This window comes from Veillonella sp. CNR 79/14 (genome assembly GCF_003992185.1).
Classification (GTDB): domain Bacteria; phylum Bacillota; class Negativicutes; order Veillonellales; family Veillonellaceae; genus F0422.
In genome coordinates, this window is record NZ_RQVH01000027.1 from 1 (window position 1) to 16,709 (window position 16,709).

32 protein-coding genes are annotated in these 16,709 nt (G+C 40.3%); 1 reads left to right on the forward strand and 31 read right to left on the reverse strand.

The features are described 5' to 3' along the window. Nucleotides 1-257 precede the first annotated feature (257 nt). Nucleotides 258-1,883: a class I SAM-dependent methyltransferase gene (locus EO119_RS07235; RefSeq protein WP_126941251.1), complete on the forward strand. Its 1,626-nt coding sequence runs from the start codon at nucleotides 258-260 to the stop codon at nucleotides 1,881-1,883. A 220-nt stretch (nucleotides 1,884-2,103) separates the two neighbouring features. Here the strand turns inward: EO119_RS07235 and rplQ are convergent, their stop codons facing one another. From rplQ to EO119_RS08295, 31 genes are all read right to left on the reverse strand, one after another. Then, complete coding sequence (gene rplQ, locus EO119_RS07240; protein WP_009353923.1) at nucleotides 2,104-2,442, reverse strand: 50S ribosomal protein L17; 339 nt, start codon at nucleotides 2,440-2,442, stop codon at nucleotides 2,104-2,106. Nucleotides 2,443-2,456: 14 nt separating this feature from the next. After that, on the reverse strand, nucleotides 2,457-3,464 hold the full coding sequence (locus tag EO119_RS07245) for a DNA-directed RNA polymerase subunit alpha (protein WP_009353885.1): 1,008 nt from the start codon (nucleotides 3,462-3,464) through the stop codon (nucleotides 2,457-2,459). A 51-nt stretch (nucleotides 3,465-3,515) separates the two neighbouring features. After that, nucleotides 3,516-3,905: a 30S ribosomal protein S11 gene (gene rpsK, locus EO119_RS07250; RefSeq protein ID WP_009353912.1), complete on the reverse strand. Its 390-nt coding sequence runs from the start codon at nucleotides 3,903-3,905 to the stop codon at nucleotides 3,516-3,518. Between the two features lie 15 nt (nucleotides 3,906-3,920). Continuing rightward, complete coding sequence (gene rpsM / locus EO119_RS07255; protein WP_009353922.1) at nucleotides 3,921-4,289, reverse strand: 30S ribosomal protein S13; 369 nt, start codon at nucleotides 4,287-4,289, stop codon at nucleotides 3,921-3,923. Nucleotides 4,290-4,311: 22 nt separating this feature from the next. Beyond that, complete coding sequence (gene rpmJ / locus EO119_RS07260; protein ID WP_007391661.1) at nucleotides 4,312-4,425, reverse strand: 50S ribosomal protein L36; 114 nt, start codon at nucleotides 4,423-4,425, stop codon at nucleotides 4,312-4,314. Nucleotides 4,426-4,451: 26 nt separating this feature from the next. Beyond that, a complete protein-coding gene (infA, locus tag EO119_RS07265) occupies nucleotides 4,452-4,670 on the reverse strand; it encodes a translation initiation factor IF-1 (RefSeq protein ID WP_009353944.1) in 219 nt (72 codons plus the stop codon). A 23-nt stretch (nucleotides 4,671-4,693) separates the two neighbouring features. After that, nucleotides 4,694-5,464, reverse strand: a complete 771-nt coding sequence (gene map / locus EO119_RS07270) for a type I methionyl aminopeptidase (protein ID WP_009353874.1) — start codon at nucleotides 5,462-5,464, stop codon at nucleotides 4,694-4,696. 3 nt (nucleotides 5,465-5,467) lie between these two features. After that, nucleotides 5,468-6,031, reverse strand: a complete 564-nt coding sequence (locus EO119_RS07275; protein ID WP_009353894.1) for an adenylate kinase — start codon at nucleotides 6,029-6,031, stop codon at nucleotides 5,468-5,470. An 11-nt stretch (nucleotides 6,032-6,042) separates the two neighbouring features. Further along, nucleotides 6,043-7,305, reverse strand: coding sequence for a preprotein translocase subunit SecY (secY, locus tag EO119_RS07280; RefSeq protein ID WP_126941253.1), 1,263 nt, complete (start codon nucleotides 7,303-7,305; stop codon nucleotides 6,043-6,045). A gap of 1 nt (nucleotide 7,306) precedes the next feature. Further along, nucleotides 7,307-7,747 (reverse strand): 50S ribosomal protein L15, encoded by a 441-nt coding sequence (gene rplO / locus EO119_RS07285; RefSeq protein WP_009353906.1) that lies wholly within the window; start codon nucleotides 7,745-7,747, stop codon nucleotides 7,307-7,309. A 19-nt stretch (nucleotides 7,748-7,766) separates the two neighbouring features. Then, complete coding sequence (rpmD, locus tag EO119_RS07290; RefSeq protein ID WP_009353936.1) at nucleotides 7,767-7,946, reverse strand: 50S ribosomal protein L30; 180 nt, start codon at nucleotides 7,944-7,946, stop codon at nucleotides 7,767-7,769. Between the two features lie 14 nt (nucleotides 7,947-7,960). Further along, complete coding sequence (gene rpsE / locus EO119_RS07295) at nucleotides 7,961-8,461, reverse strand: 30S ribosomal protein S5 (RefSeq protein ID WP_009353893.1); 501 nt, start codon at nucleotides 8,459-8,461, stop codon at nucleotides 7,961-7,963. Between the two features lie 18 nt (nucleotides 8,462-8,479). Further along, the gene (gene rplR, locus EO119_RS07300) at nucleotides 8,480-8,842 is read right to left on the reverse strand and encodes a 50S ribosomal protein L18 (protein WP_009353882.1); all 363 of its coding nucleotides are present in this window, start codon (nucleotides 8,840-8,842) and stop codon (nucleotides 8,480-8,482) included. Between the two features lie 31 nt (nucleotides 8,843-8,873). Continuing rightward, nucleotides 8,874-9,419: a 50S ribosomal protein L6 gene (gene rplF, locus EO119_RS07305; protein ID WP_009353919.1), complete on the reverse strand. Its 546-nt coding sequence runs from the start codon at nucleotides 9,417-9,419 to the stop codon at nucleotides 8,874-8,876. Nucleotides 9,420-9,443: 24 nt separating this feature from the next. Next, nucleotides 9,444-9,842: a 30S ribosomal protein S8 gene (gene rpsH, locus EO119_RS07310; protein WP_009353887.1), complete on the reverse strand. Its 399-nt coding sequence runs from the start codon at nucleotides 9,840-9,842 to the stop codon at nucleotides 9,444-9,446. A 28-nt stretch (nucleotides 9,843-9,870) separates the two neighbouring features. Then, complete coding sequence (rpsN, locus tag EO119_RS07315) at nucleotides 9,871-10,140, reverse strand: 30S ribosomal protein S14 (protein WP_009353911.1); 270 nt, start codon at nucleotides 10,138-10,140, stop codon at nucleotides 9,871-9,873. Nucleotides 10,141-10,157: 17 nt separating this feature from the next. Continuing rightward, complete coding sequence (gene rplE / locus EO119_RS07320) at nucleotides 10,158-10,697, reverse strand: 50S ribosomal protein L5 (RefSeq protein WP_009353920.1); 540 nt, start codon at nucleotides 10,695-10,697, stop codon at nucleotides 10,158-10,160. Between the two features lie 28 nt (nucleotides 10,698-10,725). Then, nucleotides 10,726-11,043, reverse strand: coding sequence for a 50S ribosomal protein L24 (rplX, locus tag EO119_RS07325; protein WP_126941255.1), 318 nt, complete (start codon nucleotides 11,041-11,043; stop codon nucleotides 10,726-10,728). Nucleotides 11,044-11,059: 16 nt separating this feature from the next. Beyond that, entirely contained in the window at nucleotides 11,060-11,428 is a 369-nt protein-coding gene (rplN, locus tag EO119_RS07330) for a 50S ribosomal protein L14 (protein WP_009353930.1), read from the reverse strand. Nucleotides 11,429-11,452: 24 nt separating this feature from the next. Continuing rightward, nucleotides 11,453-11,713 (reverse strand): 30S ribosomal protein S17, encoded by a 261-nt coding sequence (gene rpsQ, locus EO119_RS07335; protein ID WP_009353932.1) that lies wholly within the window; start codon nucleotides 11,711-11,713, stop codon nucleotides 11,453-11,455. A 39-nt stretch (nucleotides 11,714-11,752) separates the two neighbouring features. Next, a complete protein-coding gene (gene rpmC / locus EO119_RS07340) occupies nucleotides 11,753-11,953 on the reverse strand; it encodes a 50S ribosomal protein L29 (RefSeq protein ID WP_009353915.1) in 201 nt (66 codons plus the stop codon). Further along, nucleotides 11,943-12,380 (reverse strand): 50S ribosomal protein L16, encoded by a 438-nt coding sequence (gene rplP, locus EO119_RS07345; protein ID WP_126941257.1) that lies wholly within the window; start codon nucleotides 12,378-12,380, stop codon nucleotides 11,943-11,945. The genes rpmC and rplP overlap by 11 nt, the downstream gene beginning before the upstream one ends. Then, nucleotides 12,380-13,045 carry a 30S ribosomal protein S3 gene (gene rpsC, locus EO119_RS07350; RefSeq protein ID WP_009353925.1) on the reverse strand — a complete coding sequence of 222 codons (666 nt, stop codon included), beginning with the start codon at nucleotides 13,043-13,045 and terminating at the stop codon, nucleotides 12,380-12,382. Before rpsC ends, rplP begins: the two co-directional genes overlap by 1 nt. Nucleotides 13,046-13,063: 18 nt before the next feature. Further along, entirely contained in the window at nucleotides 13,064-13,399 is a 336-nt protein-coding gene (rplV, locus tag EO119_RS07355; RefSeq protein ID WP_009353926.1) for a 50S ribosomal protein L22, read from the reverse strand. A gap of 11 nt (nucleotides 13,400-13,410) precedes the next feature. Further along, nucleotides 13,411-13,692 carry a 30S ribosomal protein S19 gene (gene rpsS / locus EO119_RS07360; RefSeq protein WP_009353934.1) on the reverse strand — a complete coding sequence of 94 codons (282 nt, stop codon included), beginning with the start codon at nucleotides 13,690-13,692 and terminating at the stop codon, nucleotides 13,411-13,413. A 22-nt stretch (nucleotides 13,693-13,714) separates the two neighbouring features. Next, entirely contained in the window at nucleotides 13,715-14,545 is an 831-nt protein-coding gene (rplB, locus tag EO119_RS07365) for a 50S ribosomal protein L2 (protein WP_009353898.1), read from the reverse strand. 23 nt (nucleotides 14,546-14,568) lie between these two features. Then, nucleotides 14,569-14,853: a 50S ribosomal protein L23 gene (gene rplW / locus EO119_RS07370; RefSeq protein ID WP_009353943.1), complete on the reverse strand. Its 285-nt coding sequence runs from the start codon at nucleotides 14,851-14,853 to the stop codon at nucleotides 14,569-14,571. Continuing rightward, the gene (rplD, locus tag EO119_RS07375; RefSeq protein ID WP_009353880.1) at nucleotides 14,853-15,476 is read right to left on the reverse strand and encodes a 50S ribosomal protein L4; all 624 of its coding nucleotides are present in this window, start codon (nucleotides 15,474-15,476) and stop codon (nucleotides 14,853-14,855) included. Before rplD ends, rplW begins: the two co-directional genes overlap by 1 nt. A gap of 25 nt (nucleotides 15,477-15,501) precedes the next feature. Continuing rightward, on the reverse strand, nucleotides 15,502-16,143 hold the full coding sequence (gene rplC, locus EO119_RS07380; RefSeq protein WP_009353879.1) for a 50S ribosomal protein L3: 642 nt from the start codon (nucleotides 16,141-16,143) through the stop codon (nucleotides 15,502-15,504). 19 nt (nucleotides 16,144-16,162) lie between these two features. Beyond that, on the reverse strand, nucleotides 16,163-16,474 hold the full coding sequence (rpsJ, locus tag EO119_RS07385; protein ID WP_009353924.1) for a 30S ribosomal protein S10: 312 nt from the start codon (nucleotides 16,472-16,474) through the stop codon (nucleotides 16,163-16,165). A 159-nt stretch (nucleotides 16,475-16,633) separates the two neighbouring features. After that, nucleotides 16,634-16,709 (reverse strand): hypothetical protein (locus EO119_RS08295; protein WP_164723757.1); only part of this gene is annotated, 76 nt, incomplete at its 5' end.

Genomic DNA, 16,709 nt, shown 5'->3' on the forward strand with positions numbered 1-16,709 from the left:
ACTATTTTTTATTTCAAAATTATTCTCATTTACTTATTCTGTAGGATATTTACTTTTACATCCATATATACCTTAACGGTTACAACAGAAAACACTCATTTTCTCTACAAAATAATTCCAGCACAAAGCCACCCTAGATAACAGTATGTAATTCATCTCTTTTCTGTTATACTAATGATACGATAAGTAAATTACATAAACCATTGACAAGACTTTCTGAGTCGGTCTACGACACCTCAGAAACTAAAGGAGTTTTTATGCGATACAACACACGAATGACTAAAGAACAAGCCAAGGAAATCTATGCTGACTTAGGGTATCTTTCCCAACCATTTCCGTATGCATCTGCTCCGTTCCTTGAAAGTTACGCTCGTCTATTAGGGCTTTCACCGGCTCCTGCAAGCACTGCTCGCATTTTAGAAATCGGCTCTTCCTACGGCGGTAATTTAATTTCTCAAGCCCTGTTCTATCCGAAGGCTACTTTCACAGGCATCGAAATTGCTCCGACCCAAGTGAGCGTGGGCAAGACCTACATCGACCAATTAGGCATCACCAACCTTGACTTGTTAGAAGGTGACGTCAATGAAAGTCACGAGTGCCTCGGCACCTACGATTACATCGTCGCCCATGGCTTCTATTCTTGGGTAGACGAGGAAACGAAAGACAATTTCCTTCGCCTCTGTAAAGAGCATTTAGCAGAGAATGGTATCTTGTACATGTCTTATAACACCTACCCAGGTTGGCATAAAATGGACAGTGTACGTGCTCTCTTAGAGTTTGCCAACAAAGATGTGGACACATTAAACCATCGTGAAAAAGTGCGCCATGGTAAAACGCTGGCAAGTAAGCTAGGTGCTCTCATGCTCGAATACGATATGGTAAAAAGCCAACAATCATCCTTTTTACAGTCCTTGCGCCAAACATTGCAAAAACAAGATTGCTATGTAGGTCATGACCATTTAGAGCCAGTGAACACGCCGGTGTACTTTCACCAATGCATGGACCATATGGCAGAGCATGGATTCACCTACCTATGCGATTGTGATCTCAATTTATCCTTCCCTGCTGTATATGACGAAACATTGCGCACTAAATTACAAGAGCTCGCTCCGCATGACCCATTAGCACGAGAACAGTACATCGATTTTATGCTGAATACAGCATTCCGCAAATCCTTGTTCACTCACAAGGGGGCTACTCCAAAACGTATCACCGAAACATCTGTGACAGATGCAGGATTCCAGCGCAGCTTGGAGCAATTTCTATTTACCCTACGTATTCCATCAGAGCATTTAAAATCCATCTTTGAAGACTTGGCAAAACGGATGGATAGCTCTGCAACAAAAGCATTAGTAGATTTATTCCAACAAGAGGGCCCTCATTTCTATCTGAAACACAACACATTAGTAACCTATACAGAAGAGCATGTAATTCCTGATATGTGCTTGCCATTGTTCTATCAGTTCTTAGTAGAACACATCATTCAAGGCGGTATCAGCCTATCCGTGTTGGAAACAGAGCATCCTTTCAAACACCATATTTTTGAAGAGAAGAAAAGCTACATCCCTGAACGCTATATTCCATTTGTAGAGATTATGCCACAAGAAGGCGTGAACGCTTACATCTATCCTGGCAATCGCTACAATGACCCTATCTCCGATTTCAATGAAGAAGATTTAGAGTTCATGAAACTCCTCAGCAAGCCAACCACAAAACATGATGTAATGTGCAAAATCTACGAGGCTATGACAGAAGAAAGCATTAGCCCTCTAGCCTTACAACAATCCAACAAATACGCCATGATCCTTGCTTTCTACGAAGAAATGATTCGACGTATGGAATACTTCGGATTCTTAGAAGTAGACGAAACACAATTTAATTAATACTAAAACAGCGACTCCATCCCACCGGACAGAGTCGCTATTTTCATGTATTCAATTCATTTTATTTCGCCTCTATACTATATGTTACAAAACCCAAAAATCCCGCTATCTGACTATAAACGGTTCTCTATTAGATAGAGCCTCTATATGCCATAGAAAAGCAAAAAAGGCTGCAACAGAATGAGTGAAACTCATCCTATCACAACCAGATTGCTGTTGATTATACAAGCTCAAGAATAGCCAATGGAGCTGCATCGCCTTTACGAAGGCCAAGTTTGATTACACGAGTGTAACCACCGTTGCGCTCAGCATATTTTGGAGCAATTTCATCAAATAATTTTTTTACTGCATCTTCGTTCATAAGAAAAGCAAGAACTTGACGACGAGCATGTAAGTCGCCACGTTTGCCTAATGTAATCATTTCATCAACATATTTGCGAAGCTCTTTTGCTTTTGCTTCTGTTGTTTCAATGCGTTCATGTACGAAGAGAGATGTTACCATACCGCGGAACAACGCTTTACGAGCGGAACTGTTGCGGCCTAATTTTCTGTATGCCATTAGTCTTTCTCCTCTTATTCGCTTTGAGATGTTAAGGAATCATTACTCTCATTGTAAGATTGTAATTTCTCTAGAATTTCTTCTACAGATTTTTTCCCTAAATTGCGGATTTTTCCTAATTCGTCTTCTGTTTTACCAGTTAAGTCACCGATAGTATGAATGTTAGCACGTTTCAAACAATTGAAAGCACGAACAGACAACTCAAGATCTTCAATAGGAATTGTCGTTGGTCCTTTAGGTTCAGCATCAATATCGCCACCTTCTTGACCATTTGCACTTGTTAATTCTGCTTCACTTTCCCCTACATTAATCATATCATGAGAATGAGCTAGTCGAGTAAAGTTTCCTAGATAGGAAATCATGATTGCTGCAGATTTAGCAATTGCATCAGATGCTGTAATAGAACCATTTGTCCAAACTTCTAAAGTAAGCTTATCAAAGTCCATTTCGTTGCCCACGCGGACATCGCTGACTTCATATTTTGCTCTTAGAATTGGCGAGAAGATAGAATCAATTGGAATTTGACCAATCATATCATCTTCACGTTTATTCTTAGTAGATGGTACATATCCTTTACCGCGTTCGATACGCACATCCATTACAAGATGAGCTGCTTCATCCATTGTAGCAATTACCAATTCTGGATTTAAGACTTCGACTTCAGGAGGCATGAATTGAATCAAGTCACCTGCTGTTAATACTCCATCTTTACGAACATCGATATGTACATCCATCGGTACAGGTGCTTCATCTTCAAGACGAATGCACAACTGTTTAAGGTTCAGAATAATATCGGATACATCCTCACGAACACCTTCAATCGTAGAGAACTCATGAAGTACTCCGTCAATCTTGATGGAAGTAATTGCTGCTCCATCTAAGGATGAAAGCAAAATGCGACGCAAGCTATTACCGAGAGTAATACCATAACCACGATCCAATGGCTCGCATACGAATTTACCGTAGCGGCCATCTTCAGTCATTACTACTTTCTCGATTCTAAGTTTTTTTTCTTCGCTCATCAGGTATACCCTCCTCTAAAACTTGTCACTTTTCTAAGTATATAGCTCAGATTATACGCGACGACGTTTTGGAGGACGACAGCCGTTATGAGGAATTGGAGTCACATCTTTAATGCTTGTTACTTCAAGACCAGCTGCTTGCAACGCACGAATCGCTGCTTCACGACCAGATCCTGGACCTTTAACAAATACTTCTACAGTGCGAAGACCGTGTTCCATAGCTGCTTTTGCCGCTTGTTCAGCTGCCATTTGTGCTGCAAATGGAGTGGATTTACGGGAACCACGGAAACCTAGACCACCAGCAGATGCCCAAGAAAGAGCATTACCGTTTACGTCTGTTACTGTAACGATAGTGTTGTTAAAAGTGGAGCGAATATGCGCTGCACCAGATTCGATATGTTTCTTTTCTTTTCTTTTGGATCTAACTGTTTTCTTAGCCACAATATCCCTCCTTTATTATTTCTTCTTACCTGCGATTGCTTTACGAGGACCCTTACGAGTACGAGCATTTGTCTTCGTACGTTGACCACGACATGGAAGTCCCATACGATGACGTTTACCGCGATAGGAGTTGATTTCAATTAAGCGTTTAATGTTAAGTGCTTCTTCACGACGAAGATCACCTTCTACTTTATACTCTGCATCAAGAAGTTCACGGATTTTAGCTACTTCATCTTCACTTAAATCACGAACGCGAGTATCTGGGTTGATACCAGTTTTTGCTAATACTTCTTTAGAAAGAGTAAGACCGATACCGTAAATATAAGTTAAACCAATTTCCACACGTTTGTCACGTGGTAAATCTACACCGGCTATACGTGCCATCTATTCATCCACCTCCTATCAATTATCCTTGTTTTTGTTTATGTTTTGGGTTTTCGCAAATAACCATTACACGGCCTTTACGTTTAATAATTTTACATTTTTCGCATATCTTTTTAACTGATGGTTTAACCTTCATAAGTACCTCCTTTGTGGATCCTATGCTTACTTAAAGCGATAGGTGATGCGACCACGGCTTAAGTCATATGGTGTCAGTTCCATAGTAACTTTATCACCAGGAAGGATACGGATAAAATTCATACGCATTTTACCTGACACATGAGCCAAAACCACATGACCATTTTCCAATTCAACTTGGAACATAGCATTTGGTAGTGCCTCAACGACCGTACCTTCCACTTCAATAACGTCTTCTTTTGACATATCTTTTATCCTCCGGTTACTGGTTATTGTATTAACCTCGGTGTATCACGCATAGTCAGTATTTCAGTACCATTTTCAGTAATGGCAATGGTATGTTCAAAGTGAGCAGCTGGCTTACGGTCCATTGTGACCGCAGTCCAGTTATCTTCAAGAACTCTTACTTTGTGCGTGCCCATAGTAATCATTGGCTCAATACAGATGACCATTCCTGGTCTAAGTTCTGGACCTTTGCCCTTAGTACCATAATTTGGAACTTGTGGATCTTCATGCATGCTTTTTCCTAAACCATGTCCTACAAAATCTCGCACAACACCATATCTATGACGTTCTGCATGAGATTGTACGGCATGGGAAATATCTCCTACATGATTACCCGCTACAGCTTGTTCAATCCCTTTGAAAAGACATTCCTCTGTAACTTTTAGTAATGCATAGACTTTAGGACTTACTTCTCCTACTGGAACAGTAATAGCAGAATCCCCATGATATCCATTAATAGATGATACTAAATCAATGCTGATGACATCGCCATCTTTTAGTATACGAGATGCACTTGGAATCCCATGTACCACTTCATGATTTATGGAAGCACAGATAGTTGCTGGATACCCATAGTAACCAATGCAGCTTGGAACTCCTCCATGACTGCGAATATATTCTTCGGCAAATTGGTCTAACTCAAGCGTTGAAACACCCGGCTTAACTAGTTTAGCAAGCTCGGTTAACGTTGCTGCTGTCAGTTGAGATGCCTTTCGGATATGCTCAATTTCTTCGGGCGATTTAAAAATAATCATTGATTATTTCTCCAAAGCCGTAACGATATTTGCAAATACTGTGTCCACATCCTGTAAGCCGTTGATTTCTACATATTGACCACTATTACGATAGTAATCGATCAATGGTTTAGTAGACTCTTCGTATACAGCAAGACGTTTCTGTACTGTTTCCGGTTTGTCATCATCACGATTTTCAAGACGTGCTCTTTCACTGATGCGTCGAACCAACTCTTCAGAGGGAACACTTAAATTAAGTACAGCATCAAGAACGATGTTCATTTCTTTTAAAATCGCATCCAAAGAAACAGCTTGTGCTGTTGTTCGAGGGAAGCCATCTAAAATGAAACCTTGTTTACAGTCATCCTTGGACAAGCGTTCACGAACGATGCCAATGGTAACGCTATCTGGAACTAATTGTCCAGCATCCATATATTTCTTAGCTTCTAATCCTAATGGAGTAGATTCTTTTACAGCGGCACGGAACATGTCACCTGTAGAAATTTGAGGGATACCATATTTTTCAATCAGACGAGCTGCCTGCGTGCCTTTACCAGCACCTGGAGGTCCCATTAATAAAATATACATATCATAATCTCCTATTTCACAAAGCCCTTATATTGGCGTGTTAATACTAAAGATTCTACTTGTTGCATTGTATCTAATGCTACGCCCACCACGATAAGTAGTGCTGTACCACCAAAGTACACACCTTGAATACCTGTCAATCCACCAATCATATTTGGTAAGATTGCAACGAAAGCTAAGAAAAATGCACCTACTAATGTAATTCGAGTCATTACTCGGTCTACATAGTCAGCAGTCGGTTTTCCTGGGCGAATACCTGGGATAAAACCACCGTGTTTTTTCATATTATCTGCCATATCCGTAATATTGATTGAGATAGCTGTATAGAAGTATGTAAAAAATAAAATCAACACAGCATACAAAATAGTTTGTATCGGCGTTCCCCATTGGAAATAACTTGCAACTGTTTGTACCCAAGGTACTTGTACAAATTGTGCCAATGTGGCTGGGAACATCAATATGGATGACGCAAAGATAATTGGGATAACCCCTGCTTGATTGACTTTCAACGGCAGGAATGTTGAGTGACCACCATACATTTTTCGTCCTACTACGCGTTTAGCATATTGAATAGGAATTCGACGTTGGCCTTGTGTCACAGCAATTACAAGAACGATCATAGCTACCGCAATGATAGCAAATAGAATCGCTTGAAATACATTAATTGTACCTACTTGTAGGTACTGGTAAATGGTATGAACCCCATCAGGGAATCGCGCCACGATACCAGCAAAGATAATGAGAGAAATACCATTACCTATGCCATGAGCTGTAATTTGTTCTCCTACCCACATCAAGAAACATGTTCCTGCTGTCAAAATAATAGAGATTAGAATTACAGACATGAAGCTATTATCAATAAGTGCGTTGCTAGCACGTAATGCATAAGTCATACCAAAGGCTTGAATAAAGCCAAGAATTACTGTACCATAACGTGTTACTTTAGCAATTTTTTTACGCCCTTCTTCTCCATCTTTACTCCATGCTTCAAATGTTGGTACTACGGCTCCTAACAATTGCATAATGATTGATGCATTGATATAAGGAGTAATACTCATTGCAAAGATAGAGAACTTACTTAACGCACCACCGGCGAACAAATCTAGCAAACCAAATAAGTTACCACTGGTGAATAAGCTTTCAATAACAGATGCCTCTACGCCAGGTACCGGAATATGGATACCTAAGCGAAAGACAATGAACATAAGTAATGTATAAACTACTTTGTTGCGTAATTCCGTTACTTTTGTGATATTCAAGAGGCTATCTAGCACCCTAGATCACCTCTACTTTTCCACCTGCTGCTTCGATTTTTTCTACTGCAGATTTTGTAAATCCGTTAGCGATAACAGTTAATTTACGTTCTAAAGTTCCGTTACCAAGGATACGGATACCATCACGTACGTTTTTCAAAATACCAGCTTCAATAAGAGCTACTGGATCTACAGTTGCACCGTCTTCAAAACGATTCAATTGGGATACATTAACTTCTGCATATTGAAGTGCAAAGATATTTTTGAAACCACGTTTTGGTAAACGACGATAAAGAGGCATTTGGCCACCTTCGAAGCCAGTGCGCACACCGCCACCACTACGAGAATTTTGACCTTTTTGACCACGACCGGAAGTTTTACCTAAACCGGATCCAAGACCACGACCTACACGAGTACGAGTTTTTTTGGAACCTGCAGCCGGAGCTAATTCATGAAGTTTCATTCGTGCACCTCCTTATCTATTATACTTCTTCTACTTTTACTAAATGTCTAACTTTATGAAGCATACCTTCGATTTGAGGTGTCACTTCTTTAACTACTTGGGAGTTAGTTTTTTTCAATCCAAGAGCTTTAACAGTCGCACGTTGATCTGCAGGACGACCGATTAAGCTTTTTGTTAATGTTACTTTAACTTGTGCCATTATTGGTCTCCTTATTAACCGTAAATTTCTTCAAGAGTTTTGCCACGAAGTGCAGCCACGTCTTGAGCTCGTTTTAATTGAGCTAAACCTTCTAGTGTTGCGCGAACCATGTTGTTAGGATTAGAAGATCCTAAGGATTTAGTCAAGATGTTACGAACACCAACTAATTCCAATACGGCACGCACTGGGCCACCAGCGATAACTCCAGTACCTTCTGCAGCTGGTTTCAAGAATACACGACCTGCGCCGAATGTTCCTGTAACTGTATGAGGGATTGTACCATTTTTAATAACAACATGAATAAGGTTTTTCTTAGCATCATCAATACCTTTACGGATTGCATCAGGTACTTCCGCAGCTTTACCTAAGCCAACACCTACATGACCGTTGCCGTCACCAACAACTACAAGGGCGCTGAAGGAAAAACGACGACCACCTTTAACAACTTTGGCTACGCGGTTGATGAATACTACTCTTTCTTTAAGATCAAGAGTTGTGTAATCAATTCTTGCCATGTCTATAGTTCCTCCTTCTTAGAATTTTAAGCCTGCTTCACGAGCACCTTCTGCAAGGGCTGCTACACGACCATGATAAATGTAACCACCGCGGTCAAATACTACTGTATCGATACCTGCAGCAATTGCTTTTTTCGCAACAGCTTCACCAACTGCTTTAGCAGCAGCTACGTTACCGCCGTAGGAAAGATTTAATTCTTTATCTTGAGAGCTAGCAGATACTAATGTTTTGCCAGCTACGTCATCAATGACTTGAGCATAAATATTGCTTAAAGAACGATATACGTTCAAGCGAGGACGTGCAGCCGTACCGGAAATGTGACGACGTAAACGTAAATGACGTTTTGCACGAGCAATTTTGCGTTTGGATGTTCCTGCCAAGATGTCCACTCCTTTCTAATGTAAACTGTTATTACTTACCTTTAGCGCCAGCTTTACCTGCTTTACGACGAACAACTTCGCCTTCGTAACGGATACCTTTACCTTTGTAAGGTTCTGGTTTTCTCCATTTACGAATATCAGCTGCTACTGCACCAACAACTTCTTTGTCAGCACCAGAAACAACGATTTTATTAGGAGCTGGGACATCGATTGTAATACCAGCAGGAGCTTCCATCTCTACTGGATGGGAGAAGCCCAATGTTAAAGCAAGTTTGTTACCTTGCTTAGCCGCTCTGTAACCAACGCCATTGATTTCTAAAGTTTTAGTAAAGCCTTCATGTACGCCTGTTACCATATTTGCAACAAGAGCACGAGTTAAACCGTGTAAAGAACGGTGTTCTTTTCCATCGCTAGGACGAGTTACTGTGATTACATTTTCTTCAACAGCAATGTTAATATCCGGATGGAAAGTACGAGTTAATTCACCTTTTGCACCCTTAACTGTTAACGTATTCTCGTTTTGAGATACTGTTACGCCAGCTGGGATCTCGATAGGCATTCTACCGACACGTGACATTCTTTCTACCTCCTATTGCTATGATTACCAAACGTAAGCGATTACTTCGCCACCTAAGCCTTCTTTACGAGCTTGTTTGTCGCTCATAATGCCTTTAGATGTAGAAATAACTGCAATACCTAAACCACCAAGTACGCGAGGAAGTTCTTCCTTTTTCGCGTATACACGTAGACCTGGTTTAGAGATACGTTTAATACCGGTAATTACTTTTTCATTATTAGAACCATATTTCAATGTTACTTTTAAAGTAGCATGTTTTTCATTTTCAATTGTTTCAACTTCCTTAACGAAACCTTCGTCTTTAAGGATAGCTAAAACAGCAGCCTTCATTTTAGAAGCAGGGATTTCAACTGTTTCATGAAGTGCAGAGTTTGCATTACGGATGCGAGTCAGCATATCCGCAATCGGATCTGTCATTACCATCTTCTAAAAACCTCCTCTCGTTATCCTATTACCAACTAGCTTTTTTCACGCCAGGGATTTGTCCTTTGTACGCCAATTCACGGAACGCAATACGGCTAATGCCGAATTTACGTATATAACCATGAGGACGACCTGTTAAGTTGCAACGGTTGTGCAAGCGTGTTGGGGATGCGTTGGCAGGTAATTTGGATAAACCTTCATAATCGCCTGCTGCTTTTAACGCTTCGCGTTTTGCTGCATATTTTGCAACGATACGTGCACGTTTTTTCTCACGTTCGATCATAGATTTTTTAGCCATCTATCGTTTCCTCCTAATTATTTTTCAAAAGGCATGCCGAATTGTGCCAATAATTCACGAGCTTCTTCGTCAGTGTTAGCTGTTGTTACGAAGATAATATCCATACCTGTTACTCGTTCTACTTGATCGTATTCGATTTCAGGGAAGATTAATTGCTCTTTTAGGCCCAATGCATAGTTACCACGACCATCAAACGCTTTAGCGCTGATACCACGGAAGTCACGCACGCGAGGCAATGCCGCATTAATCAATTTATCGAGGAATTCATACATGCGTTCGCCACGAAGAGTTACTTTTGTGCCAAGAGGCATACCTTCACGAACTTTGAAGTTCGCAATGGATTTTTTCGCGCGAGTTACGACTGGTTTTTGGCCAGCGATAATTTCTAAATCTTTAACAGCTGCGTCCAATGCTTTGGAATTACCAACAGCATCGCCTACGCCGATATTGATTACGATTTTTTCTAATTTAGGAATTTCCATTACGTTGCCATATTGGAATTTCTCTTGTAAAGCCTTCTTAATTTCAGAAGTATATTTTTCTTGTAAACGAGACATTTTGTAAAAGACCTCCTTTCCTTATCAATTAAAGTTTAGCGCCACTTTTAACAGCTACACGAACTAAAGAACCATTTTCCTCAACTTTTCTAGTACGAGTTGGAACTTTTTGTTCAGGATCTAACACCATTACATTGGATACATGGATTGTACCTTCTTTTTCAATGATGCCACCTTGAGGGTTCGCTTGGCTAGGTTTTGTATGACGTTTAACTAGGTTAAGACCTTTTACAGTTACTCGTTCTTTTTTGATATCAACAGCGATGATTTCGCCTTGTTTACCTTTTTCCTTGCCGGAGATAACAACAACTGTATCACCTTTTTTAACATGTAGTTTTTGGGACATGTTGAGCTCCTCCTTCTTATAACACTTCTGGAGCAAGGGAGATAATTTTCATGAAATCTTTTTCACGAAGTTCTCTTGCTACAGGTCCGAAAATACGAGTTCCGCGAGGGCTTTTGTCGTCTTTAATAACTACAGCAGCGTTCTCATCGAAACGGATATAGGAACCATCTTGACGACGGATGCCTTTTTTAGAACGAACAATAACGGCTTTTACAACGTCGCCTTTCTTGACAACGCCACCGGGTGATGCATCTTTTACAGAAGCAACGATTACGTCACCAATATTGCCAAATTTACGGTAAGAACCGCCCATCACTTGGATGCACATAATGCGTTTCGCACCAGTGTTATCGGCAACATTCAAAATTGTTTGTTGCTGGATCATGACTTTTCCTCCTTACATCACTGATTATTTTTGTCTTTCAATAATTTCTACAACTCTCCAACGTTTATCTTTAGATAATGGACGAGTTTCTACGATTTTTACGATATCGCCAACTAAGCATTCGTTATTTTCATCATGAGCTTTAAAACGTTTGCTTGTTACCATTGGCTTGCTATATAATTCGTGAGGTACTTTACGATCGATTTGTACAACAACTGTTTTGTCCATTTTGTTGCTTACAACTTTACCTACACGTGCTTTTCGTACATTTCTTACTTCTGCCACGACTTTAAGCCTCCTATTCAATCCAAACAAAATTTGTTATTATGCGTTACCTTTAATTTCTTCTTCTCGTTGTACAGTTTTGATACGAGCGATAGTTTTTTTAACTTCACGGATACGCATTGGATTTTCTAATTGACCAGTAGCGAGTTGAAAACGTAGGTTAAACAACTCTTCTTTCAATTCGGAAACTTTAGTGTTCAACTCGGCAGCGCTCAAATTGCGAATGTCATTAACCTTCATTTACGTCACCACCCAATTCTTTACCCTTAACAACGAACTTCGTTTTGATTGGAAGTTTATGGCTTGCAAGACGCATAGCTTCGCGAGCCACTTCTTCTGGAACGCCGTTCATTTCAAACATTACACGTCCTGGGCGAACTACTGCTACCCATTTTTCTGGAGAACCTTTACCGGAACCCATACGAACGCCTGCTGGTTTTGCAGTGATTGGTTTATCAGGGAAAATTTTAATCCAAACTTTACCACCACGTTTAATGTAACGTGTCATAGCAATACGGGCTGCTTCGATTTGACGGTTTGTGATCCAAGATGGCTCTAATGCTACTAAACCGAAATCACCATGAGCAACTTTGTTACCACGCATTGCACGGCCTTTCATACGACCGCGGAATTGTTTACGATGTTTTACGCGCTTTGGAATTAGCATTAGTTGTCACCTTCTTCCTTTTTAGATGTTTGTTTAGCTTCTGGCAAAACTTCACCTTTGTAGATCCATACTTTAATACCGATGCAACCATATGTTGTATGTGCTTCTGCTGTTGCATAGTCGATATTTGCACGAAGTGTGTGAAGTGGAATGGAACCTTCACGGTAAGATTCGCTACGAGCGATCTCTGCACCGCCAAGACGACCGGATACCATTACTTTGATACCGTTAGCGCCTAAACGCATAGTGCGACCTACTGCTTGTTTCATTGCACGACGGAAGCTTACACGGCGTTCCAATTGACTAGCAATGCTTTCAGCAACAAGTTGAGCTTCCATGTCTACTTGTTTAATTTCAGCAATGTTTACATCGATTTGTTTATCTGTAAAACGTTTTAACTCTTTACGGATATCTTCGATACCTTGTCCACCTTTACCGATAACCATACCTGGTTTAGCTGTGTGGATAGTTACTTTAATACGTTTATTTGTACGCTCAATTTCAATGCGGGAAATACCAGCAATGAAAAGTGTTTTCTTCAAGAAAGTACGAATTTTTACGTCTTCATGAAGGTTAGATGCGAAATCTTTATCAGCATACCATTTTGCGTCCCAATCTTTTACGATACCAACACGCAAGCCATGTGGATTTACTTTTTGACCCACTCTGTTTCCCTCCTTCGATTAAGCTCTTTCTTTAACAACTACTGTTACGTGGCTAGAACGTTTCAAAATTTTGAAAGCCTGTCCACGGGAACGAGGATGAATGCGTTTCATTGTTGGGCCTTGATCAACAAAGATCTCGGACACATAAAGATTATCTACATTCATATCAAAATTGTGTTCTGCATTTGCAATAGCAGATGTCAAAACTTTAGTTACTACATCGGCGCCAACTTTCGGAGTAAACTTCAAGATGGCAAATGCTTCGCCGATGTTTTTACCGCGCACTAAATCTGCAACGATGCGGATTTTACGAGGCGCAATACGAATATGTCTAGCGATTGCTTTTGCTTCCATGTTAAATCCTCCTATTTTCTGCCTGTAGATTTTTCGTCCTTACCATGACCTTTATAAGTACGTGTAGGAGCGAACTCACCTAATTTATGACCTACCATATCTTCTGTAATGAATACAGGTACATGTTTGCGACCATCATGCACAGCAATCGTATGGCCTACAAATTGTGGGAAAATAGTAGATGCACGGGACCAGGTTTTTACTACTTTTTTATCATTAGTTTCATTTAAGGCATCAATTTTTTTCAGAAGAGATTCTGCAACAAAAGGGCCTTTTTTAATTGATCTGGACACTGTTATATCTCCTTCCTATATCCTATTTTGTACGACGTTTAACGATTAACTTGCTAGAAGCTTTTTTCTTGTCGCGAGTTTTAACGCCATGAGCTGGTTTACCCCAAGGTGTAACAGGATGTTTACGACCAACTGGAGATTTACCTTCACCACCACCATGAGGATGGTCACAAGGGTTCATTGTAACCCCGCGGTTGCCAGGACGAATGCCTAACCAACGTTGACGGCCAGCTTTACCAATAGTGATATTTTCATGGTCAATGTTAGATACAACACCTACTGTAGCACGGCATTCTACGCGTACACGACGAAGTTCACCAGATGGTAAACGAAGTAATGCATAGTTGCCTTCTTTCGCCATTAATTGAGCGGAAGTACCAGCAGAACGAACGATTTGTCCGCCTTTACCGATTTTCATTTCGATGTTGTGTACTTGAGTACCCAATGGGATATTAGCCAATGGTAATGCATTACCTGGTTTAATATCGGATTCAGGACCGGAGTAAACTACATCACCCACTTTAAGACCATGTGGAGCAATGATATAACGTTTTTCACCATCTGCATAGTTTAACAATGCAATACGAGCACTACGGTTAGGATCGTATTCGATTGTAGCTACGCGAGCTGGGATATTATCTTTAGTACGTTTGAAGTCAATAATACGGTATTGACGTTTATGACCGCCACCTTGATGACGTACTGTCATTTTACCAGTGTTATTACGACCACCTTTAGAAGTTACTTTTGCGAGCAAGGATTTTTCAGGTTTGCTTGCTGTAATTTCAGTAAAGGCAGACACTGTCATAAACCGACGACCAGCGGAGTACGGTTTAAATGATTTAATTGCCATTATTGGGCCTCCTTACTAGACTCTTATACACCTTCAAATAATTCAATAGTTTCGCCAGCTTTTAGAGTTACGATAGCTTTTTTATAATCGCTACGTTTACCCATTGTGCGACCCATGCGTTTAGTTTTTCCTAATACACGGATAGTGGCTACTTTTTCTACTTTTACGTTGAAGATAGATTCAACAGCTTTACGGATTTCTACTTTGTTCGCATTCAAAGGAACTTGGAAAGTGTATTTGTTTTCTTGCATTAACAAAGTTGTTTTTTCTGTAATGATTGGACGAATTAATACATCAAATTTGTTCATTATCCAAGCACCTCCTCAATTTTTGCAATAGCACCTTCAGCGATGAAGAGTTTGTCGTGATGCAATAAATCGAAGATATTAATGTTCGTGTATGGAAGAGCTTTCACACCTTGAATGTTACGAGCAGATAATTCCACATTTACATCACCATCAGTGATGAAAAGAACTTTTGCGTCACCTACTTGGAAGTTATTAAGAATATTTAATACTTCTTTAGTTTTTGGTGCAGCTAATTTCAATTCGTCGATTACGAACAATTCGCTGTTATTTACTTTATCAGATAATGCAGATTTAACTGCTAAGCGTCTAGCTTTACGAGGCATAGCTTTATAGTAGCTACGTGGTTGTGGACCAAAAGTGATACCACCACCTACCCAAATTGGGGAACGGCTAGAACCAGCACGAGCACGGCCTGTGCCTTTTTGTCTCCAAGGTTTTTTACCGCCACCGCGTACTTCTCCTCGAGTTTTAGTTGCATGTGTACCAAGTCGTTCGTTAGATAATTGACGAACTACGGCTTGATGCATAACAGCAGCGTTTACTTCAACACCGAATACTGCATCATTCAACTGGATTTCGCCGACTTTAGCGCCGGACATGTTGTATTTAGTTACTGTTGGCATTATGTATCCTCCTTTCGACAATTAGTTATTTAACAGGTTTTACTGTGTTGCGAACCATCACTAGGCTACCTTTAGCACCAGGGATGCCACCTTTGATTAATAAAAGGTTACGTTCAGTATCAACTTTTACAACAGATAGACGTTGTACAGTAACTCTGCCACCACCCATTTGTCCAGGAAGTTTTTTACCTTTAAATACTTTACCGCCGCCACCGGAGATCATTGGACCGATGGAACCTGGTTCACGATGAGATTTGGAACCATGAGTTTCAGGACCACGGCTAAAGTTATGACGCTTAATTGTACCAGCGAAACCTTTACCTTTACCTGTACCCACAACATCTACTAGCTCACCTTCTGCGAAGATATCAGCTGCCAGAGTTTGGCCCACTGTGTAATCAGTTGCTTCAGCAAGGCGAAGTTCACGAAGATATTTAACTGGCGCAACGCCGGCTTTATCGAACTGGCCTTTTACAGGTTTAGTTAAATGTTTTTCTTTAATGGAACCGTATCCAAGCTGTACTGCATTGTAACCGTCGGATTCAACAGTTTTTACTTGCACTACTACGCTAGGTGTAGTTTCCACTACAGTGACAGGAACTAGTTTGCCTTCAGTAGTGAAGACTTGAGTCATTCCTAACTTTTTACCCAAAATAGCTTTAGACATAATCGCACCTCCTTATTTCTTATAATTTTATTTCAATAGATACACCAGCTGGCAAATCAAGGCGAGTGATTGCATCTACTGTTTTCGAATTTGGTTCAATAATTTCTACTAAGCGTTTATGTGTACGCATTTCGAATTGTTCACGAGAATCTTTGTTAACATGTGGAGAACGAAGAATCGTGAAAATGTTTTTTTCTGTAGGCAATGGAATTGGTCCAGAAACCAATGCACCATTGCGTTTTGCAACGTCTACAATACGTTGAGCACTTTGATCCAATGCTTTGTGATCATATGCTTTCAAGCGAATACGGATTTTTTGTTGTTTTGCCATTGTTATATATCTCCCTTCGTCCATTTCCAGAATGAACTGCTCCATAGAAATTCTCCCTCGCGAGGGCAACCTTCTATATCATAGTTTATACACAACCTAAGAGCGGCAAGTTTGCCGCTCCTTGATTGCACGGTTTATATAGATAATCTTTCAGTCAGATTATGCTTCGATAGCTGTAACAACACCAGCGCCTACTGTATGGCCACCTTCGCGAATCGCGAAACGTAAACCTTCT